Source organism: Ruegeria sp. BG8 (genome assembly GCF_056538325.1).
This window is the reverse complement of record NZ_JBQFSZ010000003.1, coordinates 329,111-349,234: the sequence shown is the minus strand read 5'-3', so window position 1 is coordinate 349,234 and position 20,124 is coordinate 329,111. Positions and strand designations below refer to the sequence as shown.

The 20,124-nt window shown below is 57.4% G+C and carries 25 protein-coding genes; 11 read left to right on the top strand and 14 right to left on the bottom strand.

Features of this window, described 5'->3' with window-relative positions:
* Nucleotide 1: 1 nt before the first annotated feature.
* The 4 genes from ACR0DG_RS09275 to ACR0DG_RS09260 all read right to left on the bottom strand — a co-directional run bounded on the left by ACR0DG_RS09275 (nucleotide 2) and on the right by ACR0DG_RS09260 (nucleotide 2,599).
* Nucleotides 2–1,069: a 5-(carboxyamino)imidazole ribonucleotide synthase gene (locus tag ACR0DG_RS09275; protein ID WP_480696488.1), complete on the bottom strand. Its 1,068-nt coding sequence runs from the start codon at nucleotides 1,067–1,069 to the stop codon at nucleotides 2–4.
* On the bottom strand, nucleotides 1,066–1,827 hold the full coding sequence (locus ACR0DG_RS09270; RefSeq protein ID WP_480696486.1) for an NAD(P)-binding domain-containing protein: 762 nt from the start codon (nucleotides 1,825–1,827) through the stop codon (nucleotides 1,066–1,068). The genes ACR0DG_RS09275 and ACR0DG_RS09270 overlap by 4 nt, the downstream gene beginning before the upstream one ends.
* On the bottom strand, nucleotides 1,824–2,309 hold the full coding sequence (gene purE / locus ACR0DG_RS09265; RefSeq protein WP_480696484.1) for a 5-(carboxyamino)imidazole ribonucleotide mutase: 486 nt from the start codon (nucleotides 2,307–2,309) through the stop codon (nucleotides 1,824–1,826). The genes ACR0DG_RS09270 and purE overlap by 4 nt, the downstream gene beginning before the upstream one ends.
* A 65-nt stretch (nucleotides 2,310–2,374) precedes the next feature.
* Nucleotides 2,375–2,599 (bottom strand): YdcH family protein, encoded by a 225-nt coding sequence (locus ACR0DG_RS09260; RefSeq protein ID WP_037308505.1) that lies wholly within the window; start codon nucleotides 2,597–2,599, stop codon nucleotides 2,375–2,377.
* Nucleotides 2,600–2,761: 162 nt separating this feature from the next.
* Between ACR0DG_RS09260 and ACR0DG_RS09255 the strand changes: the two genes are divergently transcribed.
* The 4 genes from ACR0DG_RS09255 (at nucleotide 2,762) to ACR0DG_RS09240 (ending at nucleotide 5,239) form a co-directional block, all read left to right on the top strand.
* A complete protein-coding gene (locus tag ACR0DG_RS09255) occupies nucleotides 2,762–3,175 on the top strand; it encodes an Hsp20 family protein (protein WP_058275530.1) in 414 nt (137 codons plus the stop codon).
* Between the two features lie 5 nt (nucleotides 3,176–3,180).
* Nucleotides 3,181–3,405, top strand: a complete 225-nt coding sequence (locus tag ACR0DG_RS09250) for a DUF1150 family protein (RefSeq protein WP_480696482.1) — start codon at nucleotides 3,181–3,183, stop codon at nucleotides 3,403–3,405.
* 89 nt (nucleotides 3,406–3,494) lie between these two features.
* A complete protein-coding gene (locus ACR0DG_RS09245) occupies nucleotides 3,495–4,379 on the top strand; it encodes a PhzF family phenazine biosynthesis protein (protein WP_480696480.1) in 885 nt (294 codons plus the stop codon).
* Nucleotides 4,379–5,239 carry a hypothetical protein gene (locus tag ACR0DG_RS09240; protein WP_480696478.1) on the top strand — a complete coding sequence of 287 codons (861 nt, stop codon included), beginning with the start codon at nucleotides 4,379–4,381 and terminating at the stop codon, nucleotides 5,237–5,239. The genes ACR0DG_RS09245 and ACR0DG_RS09240 overlap by 1 nt, the downstream gene beginning before the upstream one ends.
* 51 nt (nucleotides 5,240–5,290) lie before the next feature.
* On the opposite strand, the gene ACR0DG_RS09235 is transcribed toward ACR0DG_RS09240, so the two are convergent.
* From ACR0DG_RS09235 to trxB, 4 genes are all read right to left on the bottom strand, one after another.
* Nucleotides 5,291–7,009 (bottom strand): bifunctional sulfate adenylyltransferase/adenylylsulfate kinase, encoded by a 1,719-nt coding sequence (locus ACR0DG_RS09235; RefSeq protein WP_480696476.1) that lies wholly within the window; start codon nucleotides 7,007–7,009, stop codon nucleotides 5,291–5,293.
* Between the two features lie 201 nt (nucleotides 7,010–7,210).
* Nucleotides 7,211–8,896 (bottom strand): adenylate/guanylate cyclase domain-containing protein, encoded by a 1,686-nt coding sequence (locus tag ACR0DG_RS09230; RefSeq protein WP_480696474.1) that lies wholly within the window; start codon nucleotides 8,894–8,896, stop codon nucleotides 7,211–7,213.
* A gap of 59 nt (nucleotides 8,897–8,955) precedes the next feature.
* On the bottom strand, nucleotides 8,956–9,423 hold the full coding sequence (locus ACR0DG_RS09225) for an RES family NAD+ phosphorylase (RefSeq protein ID WP_480696472.1): 468 nt from the start codon (nucleotides 9,421–9,423) through the stop codon (nucleotides 8,956–8,958).
* Nucleotides 9,424–9,427: 4 nt separating this feature from the next.
* Nucleotides 9,428–10,369, bottom strand: coding sequence for a thioredoxin-disulfide reductase (trxB, locus tag ACR0DG_RS09220; RefSeq protein WP_480696470.1), 942 nt, complete (start codon nucleotides 10,367–10,369; stop codon nucleotides 9,428–9,430).
* Nucleotides 10,370–10,594: 225 nt separating this feature from the next.
* Here trxB and ACR0DG_RS09215 point away from each other — a divergent pair, with 225 nt between their 5' ends.
* Nucleotides 10,595–11,095 (top strand): Lrp/AsnC family transcriptional regulator, encoded by a 501-nt coding sequence (locus tag ACR0DG_RS09215; protein ID WP_480696468.1) that lies wholly within the window; start codon nucleotides 10,595–10,597, stop codon nucleotides 11,093–11,095.
* A gap of 116 nt (nucleotides 11,096–11,211) precedes the next feature.
* On the opposite strand, the gene ACR0DG_RS09210 is transcribed toward ACR0DG_RS09215, so the two are convergent.
* From ACR0DG_RS09210 to lgt, 5 genes are all read right to left on the bottom strand, one after another.
* Complete coding sequence (locus tag ACR0DG_RS09210) at nucleotides 11,212–11,994, bottom strand: Hint domain-containing protein (RefSeq protein WP_480696467.1); 783 nt, start codon at nucleotides 11,992–11,994, stop codon at nucleotides 11,212–11,214.
* Nucleotides 11,995–12,328: 334 nt separating this feature from the next.
* Entirely contained in the window at nucleotides 12,329–12,457 is a 129-nt protein-coding gene (locus tag ACR0DG_RS09205) for a hypothetical protein (protein WP_480696465.1), read from the bottom strand.
* Between the two features lie 270 nt (nucleotides 12,458–12,727).
* Entirely contained in the window at nucleotides 12,728–13,486 is a 759-nt protein-coding gene (pgeF, locus tag ACR0DG_RS09200; protein ID WP_480696463.1) for a peptidoglycan editing factor PgeF, read from the bottom strand.
* Complete coding sequence (locus ACR0DG_RS09195; protein WP_480696461.1) at nucleotides 13,483–14,550, bottom strand: class I SAM-dependent methyltransferase; 1,068 nt, start codon at nucleotides 14,548–14,550, stop codon at nucleotides 13,483–13,485. The genes pgeF and ACR0DG_RS09195 overlap by 4 nt, the downstream gene beginning before the upstream one ends.
* On the bottom strand, nucleotides 14,547–15,434 hold the full coding sequence (gene lgt / locus ACR0DG_RS09190; protein WP_480696459.1) for a prolipoprotein diacylglyceryl transferase: 888 nt from the start codon (nucleotides 15,432–15,434) through the stop codon (nucleotides 14,547–14,549). Before lgt ends, ACR0DG_RS09195 begins: the two co-directional genes overlap by 4 nt.
* 97 nt (nucleotides 15,435–15,531) lie before the next feature.
* Between lgt and ACR0DG_RS09185 the strand changes: the two genes are divergently transcribed.
* From ACR0DG_RS09185 to ACR0DG_RS09165, 5 genes are all read left to right on the top strand, one after another.
* Complete coding sequence (locus tag ACR0DG_RS09185) at nucleotides 15,532–15,780, top strand: accessory factor UbiK family protein (protein WP_480696457.1); 249 nt, start codon at nucleotides 15,532–15,534, stop codon at nucleotides 15,778–15,780.
* 310 nt (nucleotides 15,781–16,090) lie between these two features.
* Nucleotides 16,091–16,591: a type III secretion system chaperone family protein gene (locus ACR0DG_RS09180; protein ID WP_480696455.1), complete on the top strand. Its 501-nt coding sequence runs from the start codon at nucleotides 16,091–16,093 to the stop codon at nucleotides 16,589–16,591.
* Nucleotides 16,592–16,628: 37 nt separating this feature from the next.
* Entirely contained in the window at nucleotides 16,629–17,444 is an 816-nt protein-coding gene (proC, locus tag ACR0DG_RS09175; RefSeq protein ID WP_480696453.1) for a pyrroline-5-carboxylate reductase, read from the top strand.
* A complete protein-coding gene (locus ACR0DG_RS09170; protein WP_480696451.1) occupies nucleotides 17,437–17,775 on the top strand; it encodes a tRNA-binding protein in 339 nt (112 codons plus the stop codon). The genes proC and ACR0DG_RS09170 overlap by 8 nt, the downstream gene beginning before the upstream one ends.
* The gene (locus ACR0DG_RS09165) at nucleotides 17,776–18,726 is read left to right on the top strand and encodes a 2-hydroxyacid dehydrogenase (RefSeq protein ID WP_480696450.1); all 951 of its coding nucleotides are present in this window, start codon (nucleotides 17,776–17,778) and stop codon (nucleotides 18,724–18,726) included.
* On the opposite strand, the gene ACR0DG_RS09160 is transcribed toward ACR0DG_RS09165, so the two are convergent.
* Complete coding sequence (locus ACR0DG_RS09160) at nucleotides 18,723–19,301, bottom strand: thymidine kinase (protein WP_480696623.1); 579 nt, start codon at nucleotides 19,299–19,301, stop codon at nucleotides 18,723–18,725. The two genes, ACR0DG_RS09165 and ACR0DG_RS09160, sit on opposite strands and share 4 nt — an antisense overlap.
* Nucleotides 19,302–19,658: 357 nt before the next feature.
* Here ACR0DG_RS09160 and ACR0DG_RS09155 point away from each other — a divergent pair, with 357 nt between their 5' ends.
* Entirely contained in the window at nucleotides 19,659–20,120 is a 462-nt protein-coding gene (locus tag ACR0DG_RS09155) for a hypothetical protein (protein ID WP_480696448.1), read from the top strand.
* Nucleotides 20,121–20,124: the final 4 nt, after the last annotated feature.

Here is a 20,124-nt window from a genome sequence, read left to right as displayed (position 1 = left end):
ATTACCGCGAAATCCGATTGAAGTGGCCCATCTTGCGGCCCGCCTTAACCTCGGCCTTGCCATACAGATGTAAGGCCACGTCGCCTTCTTCGGCCAGTGCAGGAACGCGGTCCATATCTTCGCCGATCAGGTTTTCCATCACCACGTCGGAATGCCGTTGCCCATCCCCAAGCGGCCAACCGGCTACAGCGCGAATGTGCTGTTCAAACTGATCCACAGCACACCCGTTCTGGGTCCAGTGACCCGAGTTATGAACGCGTGGGGCGATCTCGTTCACGATGAGGCCGTCTGGCGTCACGAAAAGCTCAACCCCCATAACGCCGACATAGTCCAGAGCGTTCAGGATATTAGCCGCCAGCAAAACAGCGTCGGTGCGTTGTGCTGGACGCAGGCGGGCAGGGACTGTGGTTGTGTGCAGGATACCATCCCGGTGCACGTTTTCACCGGGGTCAAAGCAGGCGACCTGACCGTCCAGCCCTCGGGTGGCGATGATTGAAACCTCGTGGCTGAAATCTATAAAGCCCTCAAGGATCGCAGGTGCCCCTGCCATGTCGGCCAGAGCGGTCTCGGCGTCGTCAGCGGTGCGCAGACGTGCCTGACCTTTACCATCATATCCAAATCGACGGGTTTTCAGAATTGCAGGTGCGCCAATTTGGTCAATCGCCGCATTCAGGCCGTCCAGATCAGTGATATCGGCAAACGGAGCGGTCTGCAGGCCAAGGCCCTGCAGAAACGTCTTTTCTGTCAGCCGGTCCTGACTGACGCGCAGTGCTTCGCGGCCCGGACGGATCGGGCAATGGGCCTCAAGCAGATCCAGCGCTTCGGTCGGAATGTTTTCGAACTCATAGGTGATCACGTCAACCGACTGCGCAAACGCTTCGAGCGCTTTCTGATCGTCATATGCCGCAGTGGTCACATGATGGGCCACATGACCAGCGGGGGGATTGGCACCCGGCTCGTAAATGTGTGTCGCGAAACCAAGCCGAGCTGCAGCAACAGACAGCATTCGGCCCAGCTGCCCGCCGCCAAGAATTCCAATCGTTGCGCCCGGCGCGAGTCTGTCGGTCATTCTTCCGTCTCCAACCGTTTTCCGATGGCTGTCAACGCAGCCTTCAGCGCGTCATGCGCGTGTCCCGTCTGCAGGCCTTGCGTCATTTGCAGGCTAAGCGTGCCATCGGTTGCAAGCGCGTCACGTTCTTCCGCCAATCGTCCCGCAGTACCAGTTTCCATGCTCGCCAAGAAACCAGCCAATAGCTGAGTTGTGTAAAACTCTGCACCATCCGCATCTCCGGTCTGTTCGGCCAGCCAACCGGCACCGGTTGCCATCAGGTCAAGAATTCCAGGAACCATAGCACAGATTGCGAAATGCGCGTTCAGCGCTGCTTCGTCAGCGACCTTGATGACCGGGTTTTCGGGTGCCAACAAATCCGCCAGCAAGGTGTCATTGCCAAAGGCGGCCATCGGGCATCCGCCCTGCTGTAAAAAGCCCAGAGGGATCGTTTGGACAAAATCCGATGCGGGCGCGCATAGCTGCGCCAGTTGCGATGCTGAAACGGCGGCCATCACCGAGACGATCTTTTGGTCTGCACGAAAGGTCAATGGGGCCAGTACCTCGGCCGCAACATGTGGGCGCAGGCACAGAAACACGATCTCGGACGCGTCTATGACGCCTTGAGGGTCCGTGACAGCCACACCTACTTCAGCCTTCAACGCGCTTGATACATCGGCATTTCGTTCTGTTACGGTGATCGTGTGTCCTTTGGCCGCAAGGTGGCGCGCAATGGGGGCTGCGATGTGACCCGTGCCGATTATCCCGATACGGCTCATCCTTGCGGCTCTTCAGGGATTGAGGCAGACAGCGCATCGCGCCATGCTTCAAGTCGCTGAGCAAGATCATCGTCCTGAAGCGCCAGGATACCGGCCGCCATAAGACCCGCATTTGCCCCGCCAGCGGCACCTATCGCCATCGTGGCCACCGGGAAACCCTTGGGCATTTGCACGATAGAATAAAGAGAATCGACACCGGACAGGGCGCGTGTCTGGACGGGGACACCGATGACAGGCACACGCGTTTTCGACGCCATCATGCCGGGCAAATGCGCGGCCCCTCCGGCACCGGCAATAATCACGTCCAAACCGCGTGAAACGGCCGTCTTACCGTATTCCCACAACCGGTCCGGCGTGCGGTGCGCAGACACGATGCGCTTTTCATAAGGTACGCCCAATTCATCCAGAATATCCGCAGCTTCTTTCATCGTGGGCCAGTCAGATTGGCTGCCCATGATGATCCCCACTTTCACGTCGCTCATTCGCTTGCGTCCCTGCCTGCCGAAAGAGCGCGCACTATAGCTAAATCCGCTTATGTGGCAATGCGCTAGGCGATGATATCCGGCGTCAGACGGTCTTCGATCAGCCGGATAATGTCTTTCAGCCGCAGTTTTTGCTTTTTCAGCCGTTTGATCGTGAGTTGATCCGAGGTTCCGGTTGCCTGCAGGGCTTCGATCGCCTCGTCCAGATCACGGTGCTGACGGCGGAAAACCTCAAGTTCAACCCGCAGAACTTCATCAGTTTTCATCGAAAGATCGGTGGGCGCATTCATGGACGACTCGGGGTTATTGTGGTGCTTAACACACAAGATAGTGTGTCTGGCTTTATCCTGCCAGACCTTGTGGACATCCGGTCATATTCCCATATTCTATCATACGCGGTTGCCAGAACGGGGCCGCATCACACGTCGCTTTGACAATAAAGGACGATATACGTGTCTAAACTTACTCTGGGCTCATACCCGCATCTTTTGGGGTTCGAGCAGTTGGAACGCCTTCTGGAACGGTCTGCAAAGGCCGGAAATGAAGGGTATCCGCCCTATAATATCGAACAGACCTCGGATTTTTCCTATCGCATCACCTTGGCCGTGGCCGGGTTCGCGGAAGAGGACCTGTCGATAACTATCGAGGACCGCCAATTGGTGATCCGGGGCCGTCAACGTGACGACAGCGAGGGGCGCATATTCCTGCATCGCGGCATCGCGGCGCGTCAATTCCAGCGCATGTTCGTGCTGGCCGACGGGGTCGAGGTGGGCGAAGCGATCATGGAAAACGGTCTGCTACACGTAGATCTGACCCGAGCCGTGCCGGAAACCGTGGTACAAACGATCAACATAAGAAAGGGGTAAGAGCAATGAATACACCGATTGAACTGAACGCTGAAGGCGACCGTATCGTCTATGTGAAAACGGTCGAAGTCGCTGATCTGCCTCGGGAAGTTCGCGAACAGGCGGGCGATCTGGATCAGATCTATGCGGTACACGATTCTGACGGACAGCAGCTGGCGTTGGTCGCCGATCGCAAGCTGGCCTTCAACCTTGCGCGCGAGCATGATTTCTCGCCGGTGGCCGTGCACTGACACTGCCTCAACTTACGTTTTCCTCGTGACATCTGCCGCCTGCCGGGCGAGATATGCTCTGCAATGGTCAAGGGCAGAGGGCACGAGGAATGAGTTGGTTTGACTTTGACTGGGTAGACGCATTTACCGACCGCGCATTTGGCGGAAATGGATGCGCGGTTGTGCACGATGCAGCGGGTGTCTCAGATGCGACCTGCATGGCCTATGTGCAAGAGACGTCTTTGGTCGAATGCACATTTACCGGACCCTCAGACATTGCCGACATCCGCGTGCGCTATTTTCTGGCCAGCCGCGAAATTCCCTTTGCCGGACATCCAACTATAGCCACCGTTGCGGCCATGCGGTCGCGTGGATTGTTTGAGGGCGACGCGCTGACGCTTGAGACAGGGGCGGGGATCGTCGAGATTTGCCTGAACGGGGATGAGATCGAGATGACTCAGGTCGCACCCCAATTCGGTGCGCAAGTGCCCGTCGATCTGGTCGCCGCGACGATTGATCTGCCTGAGGACACCATCATTTCCCCGCCTCAGTTTGTGTCTACGGGTTTGCCGTTTTGTATCACCGTGCTGCGAGACCACGAAGCGTTAAGGGCGGCTAAACTGGTCGAAGGACCATTGCGTGAAGTCGCGGCCAAAGCAGGGTTTTCCGGCTCAGACATGGCCGAGCCGTTTCTTGTAACGCTAAAGGGCGCAACCGAGGCGGGCGATACGTTTTCTCGCCTTTTGTTGGCGCCACCCAGCCCGCCCGAGGACCCGTTCACCGGATCCGCCACCGGGGCGATGGCGGCTTATTTGTGGAAGCATGGCTTGATGCCCAAAGACAGGTTTATTGCCGAACAAGGGCACGATATGGGCCGCCCGGGACAGGCAACCGTCACGCGGGTCGGTCCGATAGAGGCAATGACCGGCATCAAGGTCGCCGGACGCGGTCACGTACTGATGCGCGGTCAAGTCGATCTGCCGGAGGGGATCTGATGTCCGAACCCGCGATTGCCATCCTGCCTTATGGTCACCGGTTGGGACCGAAACTGGCTTTGGTCCCTTTGGCTGACCTGATCTGGCCCGAGGGTTGCCCGGATCGTCTGGTCGGAAAGACGATAGGCGATCTTGAGCCGACGGATCACCTGATCATGTATCCAAACTCGACAGTGCATCTGCGATTGCGTCGCGGGACGCGCGCGCAGATTTCACTTATGATGGGCGAGCCTTCGGCCATCCATGCCAAACATGACCGGATGCTGCGCTGGACGTGGCGGCGGTTTTTCCGGGTCCTGACGTTCCATGACGTCCTGCTGCAAGTCATTCCAAACGCAGTATTTTTACCCTATGGCGTTACCATGGTGCCCGAATGGAAAGACCTTTCGGTGGAAAAGACCAGGTCCTGTTCTCTCATAGCCTCGGCCAAGCGCGATCTTGTCGGGCACCAGCTCAGGCATTCGGTCATAGACTGGGTGCGCGAGGTCGGCGCGGACGTGGATATTATGGGCCGCGGGTACACGCCGTTTGATCAGAAATCCGACGGTTTGGCCCCATACCGGTACTCGGTCGTGATCGAGAATGTGCGAGAGAAGAACTATTTCTCGGAAAAGCTGACCGATGCGATCTTGTGTTCAACGGTGCCGATTTATTGGGGCTGCCCTAATATCGGCGATTTCTTTGACGTGTCCGGTATGATCCTCTGCGAGTCCGCAACTGACATTCAGCGCGCCATTCAGGCAGCGTCGTCCGAGGATTTCGCGGCGCGTCTACCGAAAATTCAGGCGATCCAACCAAAAGCGGCAGAGTTTGGCGACTTTGAAAGCCGCGCGGTCGCGGCTATCCGCGCGGAGCTTTAGGTACAAAAAAAGCCCCCGTCAGGCGGGGGCCTTTTATTAATTTGTCAGTGCTTAGGACGCTGCGATCAGGCCCATGCTCTCGAGCTTGAGCAGCACCTGATGGGCGCAGTTGTCGACATCGACATTCTCGGTCTCGACGCTCAGCTCAGGGTTCTGCGGCACGTCATAAGGGTCCGAGATGCCGGTGAATTCCTTGATCTTGCCTTCACGGGCGAGCTTGTACAGGCCCTTGCGGTCGCGGCGTTCGCATTCCTCGATGCTGGTGGCGACGTGAACCTCGCAGAAGGCACCAAACTGTTCGATCTCTTCGCGCACGGCCCGGCGGGTTGTCGCATAAGGCGCGATCGGTGCACAGATGGCGATACCGCCGTTCTTGGTGATCTCGCTGGCCACGTAACCGATGCGGCGGATGTTCAGATCGCGGTGCTCTTTCGAGAAGCCCAGCTCAGACGACAGGTTCTTACGAACAATGTCGCCATCCAGCAAGGTTACGGGACGACCGCCCATCTCCATCAGCTTGACCATAAGCGCGTTGGCGATGGTGGATTTTCCCGAGCCCGAGAAACCGGTGAAGAAGACGGTAAAGCCCTGCTGGCTGCGCGGCGGTTTGGTTTTGCGCAGCTCGGCCACAACCTCGGGGAAGCTGAACCATTCGGGGATTTCCAGACCTTCGGCCAGACGGCGGCGCAGTTCTGTGCCCGAGATGTTCAGGATCGTGACATTGTCCTTGTCTTCGATCTCGTCATTCGGCTCGTACTGGGCGCGTTCCTGCACATAGACCATGTGTTTGAAATCGACCATTTCGATGCCGATCTCGTCCTGGAATTTGCGGAACAGGTCCTGCGCATCGTAGGGGCCGTAAAAATCCTCACCCTGGCTGTTCTTGCCGGGGCCTGCGTGGTCACGGCCCACGATGAAGTGAGTGCAGCCATGGTTGGCGCGGATCAGGCCATGCCAAACCGCCTCGCGCGGGCCAGCCATACGCATCGCCAGGTTCAGCAGTGACATCGAGGTGGTCGAGGCCGGGTACTTGTCCAGCACGGCCTCATAGCAGCGCACACGGGTGAAATGGTCGACGTCGCCCGGTTTTGTCATGCCGACAACCGGGTGGATCAGCAGGTTTGCCTGCGCCTCTTTCGCGGCGCGGAAGGTCAGTTCCTGGTGCGCACGGTGCAGCGGGTTGCGGGTCTGGAACGCAACAATACGGCGCCAGCCCAGCTTGCGGAAGAAGGCGCGCAGCTCATTCGGGGTGTCGCGGCGCGCGCGGAAATCATAGTGGACGGGCTGTTGAATACCGACAACGGGACCACCCAGATAAACCTTGCCTGCCACGTTGTGCAGATAGTTCACGGCCGGGTGGGCATCGTCATCTGCACCAAAGACCTTTTCAGCCTCGCGCGCTTTGTCCGGGGTCCAGCGGTCGGTCACGGTCATGGTGCCAAGGATGACGCCTTCCTGGTCGCGCAGGGCGATGTCCTGACCCAGTTCGATACCGGCGGCAAAGTCCTCGCTGACGTCCAGCGTAATCGGCATCGGCCACAGCGTGCCGTCGGCAAGACGCATGTTGTCGACGACGTTGTCATAATCGGCCTCGGTCAGGAACCCTTTGAGCGGATTGAAACCGCCATTCATCAGCAGCTCCAGGTCGCAAATCTGACGCGGGCTCAGGTCCCAGCTGGTCAGGTCGGCAGCTTCTACTTTCAGTTTCTGGGCCGATTCATACGAAACATACAGTTCAGGGATCGGAGCCAGATTACTTAACATCGTCATCGGAATACTCTTGCGAAGGGTTGTTTTAACAGTGATTCAGGGGCGTTTAGGGGGCATTTGCCCCGACCAGAAGGTGAAGTCCATATACATTCATGAAACAAAGGACGATATGCGCGGTTTTTCCCCGGATTGGAAGGATTTTCCGGTATTGAGCGTAATTCACAACCAAGGTCCTTTTGACTGGTGGCAAAAGGGGCAGATTTAGGCTGAGTGTTCCTGTAATGCGGGTTCAAGGGACAAGGTCGCGGCCCGTACAACCGGTAAGGCGGGAATCGTTTTGGTCACACCGCGCAACCGAAAAGACTGTAGGCCATTTTGGCCTCCACCAAAGCCGGCGGCCTGCAAAAGATCTTCTGACACCAGCAGCTCGACGCCCAGACCTTTGGTTTCCGCTTCCAGGCGGCTGGCTACGTTGACGGCATCACCGATAATAGTGCGGGTTGCTGTGCCTGCGGCGCCGATTTCACCCAAGACCAGATCCCCTAGATGCAACCCCATGCCAATGCGGATCGGTGGGCTGCCTTCGGCTTGGATCTGTTTGTTGAAATACTCGAGCGCAAGGCTGACCTCGGCGGCTGCCTTCAAACCTGCCTTGGCCGAGCTTGCACTGTCGGCCGTTTCGAAAACCGCCAGAAGGCCGTCGCCCATGTATTTGTCGACCACGCCGTGCTCTGCAGTAATTGGCGGCACGATTGCATCAAAGAACCGGTTCAACAGAAAGACGATATCGTAAGGCAGCTGGCCAGTGGTGCGCGAGGTAAAGCCGCGCATATCCAGAAACAGAACGGCCAGCTGACGTTCCTGACCCTGACTGGCATGCGCGCGGCTGCGTCCGCCACCGGGGCGGAACATCCGAAAGGCCGTAATCGGTTCGGTCGGGCGGATTTGGCAGGCGAGCCGCGCACCCTTTGGCGCGCTGACAGCGGCAAGGCTTCGGGCTTCGACATCGCTTGGCGCTGGCAGCTGGGCTGCGCCGTCCTCGACGATCACGCGACAGGTGGTACAACGCCCCTTACCCCCGCAAAGCGCCGTGTGGGGGATGCCGTTAGCCTGCGAAATCTCAAGCAACGTCATGCCTTTTTCAGCGATGACTTCGGGGCCTTCGACATACTTGACCCGGACAGAGTGCCGACGTCGCCATAGTTTGCGAACAGCAAACACAGCGAGCGCAGTGCCCAGCGCGATCCAGAATGCCATCAAGGCATTTTCTCGGACACTAAACAGTGCCTGAAACTCTTCCGGTGAGGGCCAGTTGTAATACTCAAAATACTGTTCGCGCAAAAATGGGTCGCCGAAGTCGGCCCAGATACGCCGCCCTTCGGTCAGCAATCCGGCCAACGCGAATGAGGGCACGAACACCGCAAGCCCCACAAGATAAGGTGCCGTTCGCGACCACCAATCCGTCAAGCGCAGCCACATATGCAGGCCAATACAGCTGTGTATCCACACAACCAGTAACAGCAGGCTTTGCGTCCAGATTGCGCTGCTGGGCCACATCAGGGCGATGATATAGCCCATCTCGTCATTGACGTCGAAAACCTCGTGCGCATATCGCGTGTGGACGATGTGCGCGATCAATTGCAAGGGGATCAACAGGCCCAAAACCACTTGCAACGCCATGCTAAAGGGCATCCGCATCGTTCGGCGCTGACTGATCGAATACAGGGCCAGCCCGAAATGCACAAACAACGCCAAATACAGGATTACGCTGCCGATATCATGCCGCGTGACGGCGTGGCGACCGTCTTGCATCCCGTGCAGGTAGTCGGTGTGAAACAGGCCCAAGCCAATATTGACGAAATGAAAGAACGCAAAAGCAAACAGGATCAGCCCACTGCCGATCCTCAGTCGGGTCGTCCACCCGCCTTGCCATAAAACGCTGTTCACTCAGTTCACCTGTGATCGGTTTGCACGCGGCCCGAGTCTGGTATGCGGCCAGCCAAGGGTCAAGCCAAGGTTCTATAAACTGGAGCCCATGGTCGTGCGTCGCCTAACGTCCGCATAAGCTTTGGTGAATTCGAGAACAAAGCGACGTGACTTAGATCGGGACGTGTGCGCGAGCTATAGATCACACCATCGGCCCCATCGGCACGCGCCTTGTCCGAAAACCCCCATGTGGGGGAGGGCGTGCGTTCGGTTCGAAGGTCTTGCCATATGATCGAGGCTTGGCTGAGACCGCGCAGATCAACCAGTTGCGCACCTGTAATCATGAGTGACAGCAAGACGCGTGGTGGGTCGTCGGAAGACACATACCGGCGGATGGCGATCCCGGCACCCTCAGCGCTGAGGGATGCATAAAGGGCGAACTGTCCGGAATGGTGAAAACGCCCCTGTGGCGCCCGCGCGGGGGCCAAAGGAGCGATCACTTGTGATTGAAACAGAATTCTCCAGACCGGGCCGGAGAATTCCAACATGGCGTTAGTCCTGCTCAGCCAGGAAGCGCTCGGCGTCCAGTGCGGCCATACAGCCCATCCCGGCGCTGGTGACGGCCTGTCGGTAGATATGGTCCGTCAGGTCTCCTGCCGCGAAAACACCGGGAACCGAGGTTTCGGTCGAGCCGGGCTTGGTCACAACGTAGCCACCCATATGCGTCTCTAGCGTGTCCTTGACCAACTCGTTTGCTGGTGCGTGACCAATAGCAACGAAAACGCCCTTACACGGAATTTCCGAAATCTCGCCGGTTTTCACATTCTTGACCCGCACACCTTCGACGCCAAGCGGGGCATCTGTGCCAATGACTTCGTCCAGCTCATGGAACCACAGCGGCTCAATTTTTTCGTTTTTCATCAGACGATCTTGCAGGATCTTTTCGGCCCGCAGCTCGTCACGACGGTGAATCAGTGTCACCTTGCTGGCAAAGTTGGTGAGGAACAGCGCCTCTTCCACGGCGGTGTTGCCGCCCCCGATCACGACGATTTCCTGCCCGCGATAAAAGAACCCGTCGCAAGTGGCACAGGCTGAGACGCCAAAGCCCTTGAACTTGTCCTCCGAAGGCAGACCCAGCCATTTCGCACGGGCGCCGGTGGCCAGAATGACCGCATCAGCAGTATAGACCGTGCCACTGTCGCCTTTCGCGGTGAACGGGCGTTTCGACAGATCCAAATCGCTGATGATGTCGCCGATAACCTCGCAACCCATCGCTTTGGCGTGGTCTTGCATCCGGACCATCAGGTCCGGGCCCTGAACCTCGGTGTCACCTGGCCAGTTCTCGACCTCGGTCGTGGTGGTCAACTGACCGCCGGGTTCGATTCCCTGCACCAGAATCGGTTCCAGCATTGCCCGGCTGGCGTAGACGCCCGCAGTGTATCCGGCCGGTCCCGATCCAATGATCAGAACCTTCGTGTGACGTGTTTCGGCCATGGTACCCCCAACTCGATCTGCCTGATGTGGGCCTGCGGCCCCTTGGCGACTGGATATAGCGACCCCGTTCGGGTGCTTAAAGCCCCTTCCTGCCGAGAACCCGTCATGTGTCTGGTGAATATCGTTGATAAAAGAAGCTTGAGATAAAGAATATTGCGCAAGCGCGAAACATTATTGCGCATCTTCCGCCTGCTGATATAACAACCGAAAAATCAGGAGCATTTTATGGTCGCGACACGGCTGGATGAGATTGACCGCAAAATTCTGGCGGAACTGCAGGCGGACGGTCGCATGACCAATGTCGAACTGGCAAAACGTGTTGGTATTTCTGCTCCACCCTGTTTGCGGCGCGTCCGCACGTTGGAAGAATCCGGGCTGATACGTGGTTACCACGCCGAAGTAAATGCGCGCGAATTGGGATTCGAAGTTCAGGTTTTTGCCAGCGTGGGACTGGAAAGTCAGGCCGAGGCCGAACTTAGTGCCTTTGAAGAACGTTGTCGCGACTGGCCACTGGTTCGCGAATGCCACATGCTGAATGGCGAAGTGGATTTTATCCTCAAGTGCGTTGCACCCGACCTCAGCAGTTTTCAGCAATTCCTAACAGGTGAGTTGCTGACCACGCCGAACGTGGCCAGCGTCAAGACATCGCTTGTTATTCGCGGTGCTAAAGACGAGCCCGGCGTGCCCTTTGATGTCCTGGAAGAACGCATGAGCCGGATGGCGTAAAACGCATCCGTTTATGTGCTGAACAGCACGGCGGTAAAATCGCGGTAACGACTACGAATAGTAGCCAGCCAAAAATAATCTGCATAAAGCCCCCACTTTGCAGCACTGATGAAAATTTAAGCTGTAATGGCGTCCACCTCACCGTCTCCGGCGCGCGGCATCAGCAACGGACCAAAGTCATTCAGCGAATCGGCATGTGCAAAAAGGTTCAGGTAGATCGACCGCAATGAGTGGCTGATCATGCGAACCGCGTTGACGCCGGGGTGGTAGGTTTCGAACTGTAGCCCGTCGACCTTGATCACCGAATGGCGTTTCAGGCAGATGTGAAACAGCTCAACCGGGGTAGGGGGAAGGGTTTCGATCACGCTCATTCCGTCTTGAAATTCGTGCACGGGCGTCAGTACGGTTTCGTTTCCATGCAGGTGGCGCAAATGCGCGGGTGTGCCGACGAGACGCGCGGCGGGGCCTACGATGACGCCAGACATCGGCTTTTGCATGCCAAAAGTGTCGGGCATAATGCGCGTCAGAGGGCGGGTGCGACCGCGCGAGTCCTCACGTCCCGGAACCAAAGTCACTGAACCCTTCCACAGTACGGTTTGGGAAGAGCCATCCTGGGTCAGAACGGTGTCACCAGGCAGCAAGTCTTCGATCGCCAACGGCCCCGTTTCAGTCTCGACAAGCGAGCCGCGTGTGAATGCGCAAAAGGCGTCTTCGAACATCGGAAGCGCCGGAGCAATGTGCCGGGTCTGAGAGATGTCGCCATTTGGCAATAGCGCACTCACTTCATAGCGCCGCAGTTGCGCTTTGGGCTTTTCCGTCCCTCTCTGCGCGTCGCGCAGCATTGTTGATGTGTCTACGGCGTTTCTGGCCGCTCGCGATAGCGAATGTGGAATAGGCATTGTTATTCCGTCCCCTCTATAGTCCGCGCAGACAGGATGAGCCCTCCGTACAGGCCCGTCTGACCGGTCTTTTTCTTTGTTTTGAATGAAAGGGCGACCTCAGGGCGATCGTCGATACGACGTCGCAACGTGATGGAATTCCGCACACCTTTGGTCAACATTCTGACCCCCCAGACAAACTCACTAAAACGCAGGCGGAAATTGCCAGCGTACACAACGCCCCAAACCCTGTCCGCGCCAAATACCAGCGGCAGGTCACGCACCAGACCGGAGCACCCCTCTGATGCGCGTCTTGACCCGGGGAACCGGCAGCTTGGAACCCTGGGCATGTCGATCAGCCCCGACCCGCCAAGCGGCGGGCAACTCTGACCGAGTCACTGGAAACGCGCTTCCACGGCATCTCCAGTTCCTTGTCTTTGGTCGCCGCGATAACGGCGCTTAGAAAGCGAGATTTTACCTTCATGATTTGGTCCTGCTCTGCTGGGGTTCGAAGCCCCTTTTCCCTCTGGAATGCCAATCTGACGCCATATTGAGGCAGCGATAAGGCTGATCCGGGATCAATTCAGGACAAAATGAAGGTTGGCAGCTCCTCTTTCTTCATGTTGTCGCGCACTGCTGGAGCATTTGCAGATAAGCACCTGAGAGCGGACAATAAAACTCAATTTGTTACGACTCAGGTAGACACAAAGAATGTGGCGAAAAAGCGGCGAAACCGCCACAATTCAGCCTATCTTCATAATTTGATTGCGGAAATCAGGCGACCATAGTCCGCCTCTTTGGCGTGAGTGGACCGGCGGTAGGAATAGAATCGGTCCGGGTCAGAATATGTGCAGTGTCGGGTCCACTCAGCCTGGCCGATTCCAGCCCGGCGCAAGCGGTGCAGACCGTATGCTGGCAAGTCGAATTGCAGCCTGTCTCCCTGGCCGTTCGCAAAGAACTGCAGGTTGTCCGGCGATTCTGCCACGAAGTCGTCCAGAAATTCGGGACCGACCTCATAAGCGCGTTGCGATATCGTTGGGCCGATCACGGCAACGGTGTTCTCACGCTTGGCGCCAAGGCCCTCCATCGCGTCCAGCGTGGCATCCAGAACACCGTCCAAAGCCCCGCGCCATCCGGCATGAGCTGCGCCTATGACATTTGCATTTGTATCGGCGAATAAAACAGGCTGGCAATCCGCAGTCAGGATCGTCAACGCCAATCCCGGCGTTGCAGTAACTACGGCATCTGCCCTCGGCTTGTCGCCGTTCAACGGAGAATCAACGGCTATGACAGTTGGTGAATGGACCTGATGAACCCCGATCAGTGAGTCTGGGGTGACATCCATTGCCTGTGCAACGCGGCCGCGGTTGATTGCGACCACCTCGGTTTGATCCGATGACCCCAAACCACAGTTGAGGCCTGAAAAAATTCCGGATGACGCGCCGCCGTGCCGGCTGAAAAAGCCGTGACGAACGGGGGACAGCATGTCTGATGTGAGAATTTCCAGCGTCATGGTTCAAGTCCCGGTGGAGGTGAAGCGTAGGACGGGTAGAGGCCCAGCACTTTGAACAGGTTTCCCATTTCATCCGGATGCGTCAACCGTCGATGTGCAGCAATCAACTCTTCCAGCTCGGACCCGCCGAGTTTCTGCGACAGCGCTTGCGCGCGCGCCGTGATTCCGAGGCGCTCCAGAAACACTCCTTGCGGTGTCAGCCGGGAATGTCTGCACCCGGCGGCCTGAGTGGCTGACGCCAGCGGTTCAAAATCCACATGGGCCGTTAAGTCGGCCTGACCGGGGGATAATAATGGGTCCGTGCTTTCGTGGTCTTTCATGGCCTGGAACGTGTCGCCCAGAGAATGCCAGTCACCGTAATCTATAATCAAAGCGGCTCCGCCCTTTGACGCGATTTTGCCAGCAATCACGGTGATGATAGGTATCGCGGGCGCACACAGTTCCACCAGATCCCCGTCCTGCGTGTCCTCCAGCCGATCATTGAGCGCGACTTGGGCAGTCTGCGGACCCAGCCCATAGGTGAGCGTGTCGTCCTGTAATCCGATCAATCGTTCTCGCCACCCGTCCGCGTCCCGCGAGAATTGACGAATGGGCAGGGCGTCAAAGAACTCGTTCGCAATTAGAAAAAGCGGCGCGTCTGGTAATTCAGTGATCTGATCTATCCATTGGGGCGCGTACCCTTCCAATGATTGGGATTGCACCGCGCGCAACTCAGGCGATGCCTCTAACAACGCGACTTCAGCGGCGGTGTGAAAGCCCGGCACGCCGCGTGTCGCGCGTAAGGCATCCGCCATCAACGTTCCTCGGCCCGGTCCTAACTCGGCCAGGATGATCCGGTCTGGTCGACCTTGATCTACCCAGCTTTGCGCAAGGCTTAAGCCGATCAGTTCACCAAACATCTGGCTGATCTCGGGTGCTGTCGTGAAATCGCCCTTTGCGCCCAATGGGTCCTGCGTCGTGTAATACCCGTGGACCGGATGCAGCAGGCATTCGGTCATGTAATCGGCGATACTTATTGGGCCATCCTGCGCGATCCGCCTGCGCAACTGATCTGACAGGCTCATCCTTTTGCCCTTGCGCGTAACGCAAACCAAAGGCCCAGGGCGATCATGGGCAGTGACAACAATTGTCCCATTGTCAGCCCATACCCGCCTATTTGCCACGCCAGACCCAGCGGATTTCCAGGGGAAATGAACTGAGCGTCTGGTTGCCGGAAAAACTCGACCAGAAAGCGCGAGGCGCCGTACCCGGCCATGAAAACGCCCATGATCAAACCGGGCTTTTGGAAGGCCCGGCGGCGATAGGCCAGCCACAGCAGCACAGCGCCCAACACCAAACCTTCGAGCACGGCCTCATATAGTTGCGAGGGGTGCCGCGCGCACATCCCGGCCAAAACACCGGGGCAATCCTGTGCTGCCGGGCCGGGGAATATTACGGCCCATGGCATTTCGCTGGGTCTGCCCCAGAGCTCTGCATTGATGAAGTTAGCCAAACGCCCAAGCAAAAGGCCCGGCGGCACGGTATGTGCAATCAGATCGGCAAGCGACAAAACGGGGATCTGATGGCGTCGCGCAAACAGATAAGACGCAACCACAACCCCAAGCAGCCCACCATGGAAGGCCATACCGCCTTGCCAGACTTTCAGGATCTCGGCTGGATTGGCGAGGTAGTAACCGGGTTGATAGAACAAAACGAATCCGAGCCGGCCGCCTAAAATAACCCCCAGAATGATCCAAGTGATCAGGTCCTCTAATTGTTGAGACGTAAGGGGCGGGGTCTTATCAGGCCATAACGCGGGGTGCTTCAAGGCCATCACCCCAAGCCGCCATGCGATAAGAATGCCAGCGATATAGGCCAAAGCATACCAACGCAGTGCGAATTCCATCCCGAACACTGAGATCGAAAACAACTCGGGCGATAGGTCGGGGAAATTCAGAACAGCCTTCATGTGCGTCTCATTGCCCGGGGTTTGCAGGACAAGTCAACCTTGAGCCTGCCGCGATCATTCCCCATATAGAGACCAACCGCGATATCGGAGTAAAGCCATGCAAACCCGCAACAAGATCCTGGATGATGTTTCCCAATTGATGACCAATGCCATGGGCGTGGCGCAGGGCGCGCGGGATGAGGCAGAAAACGCGATGAAGTCGATGATCGACCGCTGGCTCGCCGACCGCGATTTCGTGACGCGCGAAGAATTCGATGCCGTTCGGTCTATGGCGCAGAAAGCGCGCGAAGAAAACGCGGCGTTGGAAGAACGGATTGCCGCATTGGAAGCCAAGCTGGACAAATAACAGCAATTTCCAGATTCGAAACAAAAGACATGCACCGCGCAAATCGTCGTCGATTTGTGCGGTGTTGTGCATCTTGCCGCCACTTTGGATTTAATCAAGGCAAAGCTGCACCGGGCGCCAATATTTTGATCGCCGTTGCCGACTGTCCACAACTTATTGCTGTTATCCCCAAGAATTAGGGTTGTCAGAGCGCGCCTCGCGGCGCACCATATTTAGTACAGGCCTAAGGGGGAAGCCCGGCTTGTAGAGCAGGCAACTAGCGCTGGGGCGCTGCCAGCCCCGAAATGCTAGAGATAAGTGAGGTGGCATTATGGCCCTATCCGAACAGTTTCTCGAAGAAGACCTTCATCCGATCGATATTGTTGAACACTTGGCTGAGCATCACGACTGGGATTTCGACCGGATCGGCGATGATCAGATCGCCATGGCCGTCGAAGGACAGTGGCGGACATATTCGATCACTTTGGCCTGGTCGAACTATGACGAAACACTCCGCATGGTGTGCTCATTTGAAATGGAGCCGCCGTCTGAGCGTGAGACCGAGCTCTATGAGCTTTTGAACAAGATGAACGATCAATGCTGGGCCGGGGCGTTTACCTACTGGCCGAACCAGAAGTTGATGGTTTACCGGTATGGTCTGGTTTTGGCTGGCGGCCAAACAGCCAGCCCTGAACAAATTGATACGATGATCACAGCGGCAGTCCTCAGCGCCGAGCGGTACTACCCGGCGATCCAACTGGTGACATGGGGCAACCGTGACCCCGAAGAAGCGATGCAAGTCGCCATTGCAGAGGCTTACGGCCGCGCGTAAAGCTTTGCCCCAAGCCTAGCGAGGGGAGGGGCAATTTATGGATATGTCACGTGTCGCCGAACAGGGGCTGGTTCTTCTGGGATGCGGCAAGATGGGATCGGCCATGCTGGCGGGTTGGTTGGATCACGGCCTGCCCGCTTCATCTGTTTGGGTGATTGATCCCTTTCCATCTGACTGGCTGAAGGCGCAAGGCGTAAACATCAATACCCCGCTGCCGGAAGCACCAGCGGTTGTGCTGGTCGCGGTTAAGCCGCAAATGATGGGTCAGGCGCTTCCTGCAATTACGGCGCTGGGCGGTGGAACAAGCCTTTTTGTTTCCGTCGCAGCCGGAACATCCATCGCGACCTTTGAACGTGTCTTGGGTGAAGGGACACCCATAATTCGCGCCATGCCGAACACGCCCGCAGCAATACGGCAGGGAATCACTGCAATTATCGGCAATGCAAAGGCCTCGGACGCCGACCTGACCTTGGCCGAAAGCCTCTTGTCTGCAGTGGGTGAGACTGTCCGGCTAGAGGACGAAGCGCAGATGGACGCTGTTACCGGCCTCAGCGGATCAGGCCCGGCCTATGTGTTTCACCTGATTGAAACGCTGGCCGCGGCGGGGCAGGCACAGGGCCTGCCGGACGATCTGGCGATGAAATTGGCTAAGTCCACCGTGGCAGGGGCGGGGGCTCTGGCGATGGCGGCCGACGAAGACCCCGCGCAGTTGCGTATCAATGTGACCTCGCCCAATGGCACAACACAGGCGGCGCTTGAGGTGTTGATGCACGCGGAAGAAGGGTTCCCGGACCTGCTGCAACGTGCTGTTAAAGCCGCCACCGACCGATCCAAGGAGCTGTCCCGTGAGTGAGATTACTTTCGACGATTTTCTCAAGGTTGATATTCGTGTCGGTGAGGTGATCCGCGCCGAACCCTACCCCGAGGCGCGCAAACCCGCGATCAAGATGTGGATAGATTTCGGGGATGAGATCGGCGAACGCAAGACCTCGGCCCAAGTGACGGCGCATTACGACCCGGCGTCCCTTGTCGGAAAACAAGTGATGGCTGTCGTGAATTTCCCCCCACGCCAAATCGGTAAGTTCATGTCCGAGGTTCTGGTGTTGGGCTTGCCGGATGAGAATGGCGAAATTGTTCTGATCGGACCGGACGGAGAGGTCCCGATCGGTGGAAGGATGCACTAAATGAAACTACTGATTACCCGTCCAATGACTGAGGCAGTCCTGGAACGCGCACGCGCGGAATTCGACGTTGAAATCCGCAGCGAAACTTCGCCTCTGACGCAGGAAGAAATGCTGCGTGCTTTGACGGATTTTGATGTGGTTATGCCGACCTTGGGTGACCTCTTTTCCAAAGAAGTGTTTGCAAAGGTACCCGATCCGCGCTGCAAGCTGCTTGCCAATTTCGGTGTTGGTTACAACCATATTGATGTGGACGCCGCACGGGCTGCGGGTGTTGCGGTGACCAATACGCCGGGGGCTGTCACCGCCGCCACGGCGGATATCGCCATGACGTTGCTGCTGACGACCGCAAGGCGCGTCGGCGAAGGGGAACGCATTGTGCGTGCAGGTGACTGGCACGGCTGGCACCCCGCGCAAATGCTGGGGCACCATGTCACCGGCAAACGGGTGGGGATTGTCGGCATGGGGCGTATTGGGCAAGCCATTGCCCGGCGCTGCCACTTTGGCTTTTCGATGCAGATATCTTACCAGTCGCGCAGCGAGAAAGAGTTGGATTTCCCGGCTGAGTTTGTGCCGGAACTGTCCGCTTTGGCGGCCTCGGTTGATTTTCTGGTGCTGGCTGTTCCGGGTGGAGCCGAAACACAACACCTGATCAACGCGCAGGTGCTGGAGGCGATGAATCCGAATGGCCTTCTGGTGAATATCGCACGGGGCGAAGTCGTGGATGAGGCAGCGCTGATCTCGGCCCTTCAGACCGGGCAAATTGCTGGTGCGGGTCTGGATGTTTACGAATTCGAACCAAAGGTGCCGCAAGCGCTGATCGAGATGGAAAACGTGACTTTATGCCCGCATCTGGGAACTGCAACTGAAGAGGTTCGCACCGATATGGGATACATGGCGCTCGACAATGTCGCGGCTCATATCGCGGGCCGCGATTTGCCCAACCCGGTTTAAGAACCGACAGCCTCGCGCCAATGTTTGCGGCAGAGCGAGACATAGGTCTCGTTCCCGCCGATCTGAACCTGCGCGCCTTCGGTGATCGTATTTCCGTTTTCGTCCTGACGGATGACCATGGTCGCCTTGCGCCCGCATTCGCAGATGGTGCGAACTTCGCGCATCTCGTCCGCCAGGGCCAATAGGGCGGCAGAGCCCGGGAACAGGCGCCCCTGAAAGTCCACGCGCAGTCCATATGCAAGAACAGGCACCTTCAGATCGTCGACGACGCGCGCCAGTTGCCACACCTGATCATCGGTCAAAAACTGGGCCTCATCGACAAAGATGCAGGCGACTTTCCCCTGTGCAAGCCGCGCTTCGATCATGGCAAAAACATCGTCTTCGGCGGCGAATGTATCCGCTTCGGCTGATATGCCGATACGCGAAGCTATCTTTCCCACACCTGCGCGGCCATCCAGTCGTGCGGTCATAAGATACGTGTCCATCCCGCGCTCGCGGTAATTGTGCGACGCTTGCAGCAACACGGTCGATTTGCCCGCGTTCATTGTCGAATAGTTGAAGTAAAGCTTTGCCATGGGCCCGGGTCTAATTCGACTGAAGGGCATGGGCAAGGGATCAAAACCTGCAATAGATGCGACGCCGCCGTTGTCGTTGTAAGGGTCGAGCGTAAGCTCATTGGGGATGGATACCCCCACGTCAACAACAGCGACGTCGTCGGCCAACATGCGGCCTGAACCGTGCGGGGCCAGAAAAACGCCCCGCGATCACTCACAATCGGCTAAAAACGCCGCCACTCACTCACAAAACCCCTGCATATCTGAGGGATAGTCAATTTATGGCATTTCAATTATGACTGGAGTATGGGAAATTTCCTTTCCCATTCCCCCAAAGGGGCAGGTGACGTGGGGACGCAGGTAGCAGGGGTAAGAATCATGGCTGATATCGGGGCCTATCTGAAAAAGCATACAGAAGCGTTGGTCAAGGATGTCGGGATCGAATCCGCATGTGAAATCACGGGTAAATCCAAGGCAACTTTGGGTCGATATTACTCGGACAATGCCGAGCATGCCGATCGCTTCATGCCCGTTGACGCCGTGGCCCGGCTTGAAGCGGTGTCCAACTTTCCGCACGTAACCTCAGCACTGGCGGATCTGAAGAACATCACGCTGTCCTATGACGGACGAAACAGCGATGTGCCGCGCACCGGTGGGGTGAATTCGGACGTCATCGCATTGAGCCAGCGTTTTGCGATGTTGATGACAGAATATCAGGCCGCCATCGAAGACGGCATCATCACCGTGAACGAGGCCAAGCGTTTGTTAAAGGAAACCAGCCTGCTGCAGCAGGTGCTGATCGAGATGAAGCTGCATCTGGAAGAAGAAAGCGTAAGTTAACGAA